This is a genomic window from Campylobacter sp. JH23 (assembly GCF_017846595.1).
Lineage (GTDB): Bacteria > Campylobacterota > Campylobacteria > Campylobacterales > Campylobacteraceae > Campylobacter_D > Campylobacter_D coli.
The window spans coordinates 1-5,000 of record NZ_JAEQBP010000011.1 but is presented as its reverse complement, the minus strand read 5'-3'; the positions used below and the strand labels follow the sequence as shown (position 1 = coordinate 5,000).

At 42.8% G+C, this 5,000-nt stretch carries 2 tRNA genes and 3 rRNA genes (1 of these 5 running past the window's edge); all 5 read left to right on the top strand.

The features are described from left to right. Nucleotides 1-693, top strand: a 16S ribosomal RNA gene (locus KAR88_RS08690); it begins 820 nt to the left of the window's first position. A gap of 98 nt (nucleotides 694-791) precedes the next feature. Then, nucleotides 792-867 (top strand) — tRNA-Ala (locus KAR88_RS08685). A gap of 8 nt (nucleotides 868-875) precedes the next feature. Next, nucleotides 876-952: transfer RNA gene (locus KAR88_RS08680), tRNA-Ile, on the top strand. 608 nt (nucleotides 953-1,560) lie between these two features. Continuing rightward, a 23S ribosomal RNA gene (locus KAR88_RS08675) occupies nucleotides 1,561-4,618 on the top strand. Nucleotides 4,619-4,873: 255 nt separating this feature from the next. Next, nucleotides 4,874-4,990, top strand: a 5S ribosomal RNA gene (rrf, locus tag KAR88_RS08670). Together the 16S, 23S and 5S rRNA genes with 2 tRNA genes alongside form the textbook arrangement of a ribosomal RNA operon. Nucleotides 4,991-5,000 lie beyond the last annotated feature (10 nt).

Sequence of the window (5,000 nt, the reverse complement as noted above, 5' to 3'; positions counted from 1 at the left end):
ATCTCAGTAATGCAGCTAACGCATTAAGTGTACCGCCTGGGGAGTACGGTCGCAAGATTAAAACTCAAAGGAATAGACGGGGACCCGCACAAGCGGTGGAGCATGTGGTTTAATTCGAAGATACGCGAAGAACCTTACCTGGGCTTGATATCCTAAGAACCTTTTAGAGATAAGAGGGTGCTAGCTTGCTAGAACTTAGAGACAGGTGCTGCACGGCTGTCGTCAGCTCGTGTCGTGAGATGTTGGGTTAAGTCCCGCAACGAGCGCAACCCACGTATTTAGTTGCTAACGGTTCGGCCGAGCACTCTAAATAGACTGCCTTCGTAAGGAGGAGGAAGGTGTGGACGACGTCAAGTCATCATGGCCCTTATGCCCAGGGCGACACACGTGCTACAATGGCATATACAATGAGACGCAATACCGCGAGGTGGAGCAAATCTATAAAATATGTCCCAGTTCGGATTGTTCTCTGCAACTCGAGAGCATGAAGCCGGAATCGCTAGTAATCGTAGATCAGCCATGCTACGGTGAATACGTTCCCGGGTCTTGTACTCACCGCCCGTCACACCATGGGAGTTGATTTCACTCGAAGCCGGAATACTAAACTAGTTACCGTCCACAGTGGAATCAGCGACTGGGGTGAAGTCGTAACAAGGTAACCGTAGGAGAACCTGCGGTTGGATCACCTCCTTTCTAGAGTACAAAGTAATAAGTCTCACAACTATTACTTCATTATAAACTCAATTGATTCTTGTTTAGATTTCAAAGATTGATTAAAGCTAATTGTTTATGGGGAATTAGCTCAGCTGGGAGAGCGCCTGCTTTGCACGCAGGAGGTCAGCGGTTCGATCCCGCTATTCTCCACCATTTATTAAGGGCCTATAGCTCAGCTGGTTAGAGTGCACCCCTGATAAGGGTGAGGTCACAAGTTCAAGTCTTGTTAGGCCCACCATAGAAGTATCAATCTTAAAAAGATAAAAACAAGATTTGAAATCAAGCTTTAAAATCTAAAGCAAGTATATATTTATAAATATACTTTATATACCATATACTTCCTTTAGGTTTTAAACCTAAATGTTCTTTATAATTATCATTGTTAAGAGTCACAAGCAAGTTTTAATAAAAACAATTTTACAGGACTTGTTAAAGGATAAAACTCAATTATCTTTTCTTTGGTTTTATTTATATCTTTTAACTATCTTTATTTTTTATAATAAAGAGAATATTAGATCTAAAATTTTAAATTAAAGATAAGTTTCAAACTCACGACTTAGTTTAGATATTTTTAGTATTTATATTAAGTGTTTGAATGCTTTCCGTCTTAAGATAATGAAGTCTTATCGTAAAAACTTTAACAAGGAAGTGATGCGTTTTAGAATCAATAATAAAAGGTAGAAGTTAGATTATATCTAACTTTTATGCATATTCTTAGCAGAAGAAGCAAGAAAGACTATTAGTCTTTAACTTACTTTATCAGCCTAATATCTTTTAGGTTGGCGGGGTAGGTCTTTAGCTTGCTTCTTAGTCAAGGCTTTGCCTTGACGCTAAAGAAGGTAAAAAAGGTAAGCTACTAAGAGCGAATGGTGGATGCCTTGACTGGTAAAGGCGATGAAGGACGTACTAGACTGCGATAAGCTACGGGGAGCTGTCAAGAAGCTTTGATCCGTAGATTTCCGAATGGGGCAACCCAATGTATAGAGATATACATTACCTATATAGGAGCGAACGAGGGGAATTGAAACATCTTAGTACCCTCAGGAAAAGAAATCAATAGAGATTGCGCCAGTAGCGGCGAGCGAAAGCGCAAGAGGGCAAACCCAGTGCTTGCACTGGGGGTTGTAGGACTGCAATGTGCAAGAGGTGAGTTTAGCAGAACATTCTGGAAAGTATAGCCATAGAGGGTGATAGTCCCGTATGCGAAAAACAAACCTTAGCTAGCAGTATCCTGAGTAGGGCGGGACACGAGAAATCCTGTCTGAAGCTGGGTCGACCACGATCCAACCCTAAATACTAATACCAGATCGATAGTGCACAAGTACCGTGAGGGAAAGGTGAAAAGAACTGAGGTGATCAGAGTGAAATAGAACCTGAAACCATTTGCTTACAATCATTCAGAGCCCTATGTAGCAATACAGGGTGATGGACTGCCTTTTGCATAATGAGCCTGCGAGTTGTGGTGTCTGGCAAGGTTAAGCAAACGCGAAGCCGTAGCGAAAGCGAGTCTGAATAGGGCGCTTAGTCAGATGCTGCAGACCCGAAACGAAGTGATCTATCCATGAGCAAGTTGAAGCTAGTGTAAGAACTAGTGGAGGACTGAACCCATAGGCGTTGAAAAGCCCCGGGATGACTTGTGGATAGGGGTGAAAGGCCAATCAAACTTCGTGATAGCTGGTTCTCTCCGAAATATATTTAGGTATAGCGTTGTGTCGTAATATAAGGGGGTAGAGCACTGAATGGGCTAGGGCATACACCAATGTACCAAACCCTATCAAACTCCGAATACCTTATATGTAATCACAGCAGTCAGGCGGCGAGTGATAAAATCCGTCGTCAAGAGGGAAACAACCCAGACTACCAGCTAAGGTCCCTAAATCTTACTTAAGTGGAAAACGATGTGAAGTTACTTAAACAACCAGGAGGTTGGCTTAGAAGCAGCCATCCTTTAAAGAAAGCGTAATAGCTCACTGGTCTAGTGATTTTGCGCGGAAAATATAACGGGGCTAAAGTAAGTACCGAAGCTGTAGACTTGCACACAACTTAGATTATTTAAGTTTAGAATATTAAGAAACTAAGTTATATGTTTTAGTTATATTTTTACTGATTTTTATAGGGTAAAGATAGAAATAAAACTTAGTAAAATCAGTAAAAATATTCTTAGGCTAAAGTTAAGTAGTTTAAGTTGTGTGCAAGTGGTAGGAGAGCGTTCTATTTGCGTCGAAGGTATACCGGTAAGGAGTGCTGGAGCGAATAGAAGTGAGCATGCAGGCATGAGTAGCGATAATTAATGTGAGAATCATTAACGCCGTAAACCCAAGGTTTCCTACGCGATGCTCGTCATCGTAGGGTTAGTCGGGTCCTAAGTCGAGTCCGAAAGGGGTAGACGATGGCAAATTGGTTAATATTCCAATACCAACATTAGTGTGCGATGGAAGGACGCTTAGGGCTAAGGGGGCTAGCGGATGGAAGTGCTAGTCTAAGGTCGTAGGAGGTTGTACAGGCAAATCCGTATAACAATACTCCGAGAACTGAAAGGCTTTTTGAAGTCTTCGGATGGATAGAAGAACCCCTGATGCCGTCGAGCCAAGAAAAGTTTCTAAGTTTAGCTAATGTTGCCCGTACCGTAAACCGACACAGGTGGGTGGGATGAGTATTCTAAGGCGCGTGGAAGAACTCTCTTTAAGGAACTCTGCAAAATAGCACCGTATCTTCGGTATAAGGTGTGGTTAGCTTTGTATTAGGATTTACTCCGAAAGCAAGGAAACTTACAACAAAGAGTCCCTCCCGACTGTTTACCAAAAACACAGCACTCTGCTAACTCGTAAGAGGATGTATAGGGTGTGACGCCTGCCCGGTGCTCGAAGGTTAATTGATGGGGTTAGCATTAGCGAAGCTCTTGATCGAAGCCCGAGTAAACGGCGGCCGTAACTATAACGGTCCTAAGGTAGCGAAATTCCTTGTCGGTTAAATACCGACCTGCATGAATGGCGTAACGAGATGGGAGCTGTCTCAAAGAGGGATCCAGTGAAATTGTAGTGGAGGTGAAAATTCCTCCTACCCGCGGCAAGACGGAAAGACCCCGTGGACCTTTACTACAGCTTGACACTGCTACTTGGATAAGAATGTGCAGGATAGGTGGGAGGCTTTGAGTATATGACGCCAGTTGTATATGAGCCATTGTTGAGATACCACTCTTTCTTATTTGGGTAGCTAACCAGCTTGAGTTATCCTCAAGTGGGACAATGTCTGGTGGGTAGTTTGACTGGGGCGGTCGCCTCCCAAATAATAACGGAGGCTTACAAAGGTTGGCTCAGAACGGTTGGAAATCGTTCGTAGAGTATAAAGGTATAAGCCAGCTTAACTGCAAGACATACAAGTCAAGCAGAGACGAAAGTCGGTCTTAGTGATCCGGTGGTTCTGTGTGGAAGGGCCATCGCTCAAAGGATAAAAGGTACCCCGGGGATAACAGGCTGATCTCCCCCAAGAGCTCACATCGACGGGGAGGTTTGGCACCTCGATGTCGGCTCATCGCATCCTGGGGCTGGAGCAGGTCCCAAGGGTATGGCTGTTCGCCATTTAAAGCGGTACGCGAGCTGGGTTCAGAACGTCGTGAGACAGTTCGGTCCCTATCTGCCGTGGGCGTAAGAAGATTGAAGAGATTTGACCCTAGTACGAGAGGACCGGGTTGAACAAACCACTGGTGTAGCTGTTGTTCTGCCAAGAGCATCGCAGCGTAGCTAAGTTTGGAAAGGATAAACGCTGAAAGCATCTAAGCGTGAAGCCAACTCTAAGATGAATCTTCTCTAAGCTCTCTAGAAGACTACTAGTTTGATAGGCTGGGTGTGTAATGGATGAAAGTCCTTTAGCTGACCAGTACTAATAGAGCGTTTGGCTTATCTTTAATAAAGCATCACTTCCTTGTTAAGGTTTTTAAGAAGACTTTGAATATAGATAATATTTAGAGTTTAATAGAAATCTTTCAAGTAGAGTTTGTATTAGAACTTGCTCTTAACATTGTTTTTTAAGTATTCTATATAAAAATTTATCAAAGATAAAAGATAAGAAAAGAAGAAAGAGAATAAAGAAAAAAGTAAAGAAATAAAAGATTAAGTTTTATTCTTAAATTCAATCTTTCAAAGAATATTTAAATAACAATGTCCGTGATTATACAGATGTGGAAACGCCTTGCTCCATCCCGAACCAAGAAGCTAAGCACATCGTGGGTGATGATACTACGCCTTACTGGCAGGGGGAAAGTAGCTCATTGCGGACTTGTTAATTCT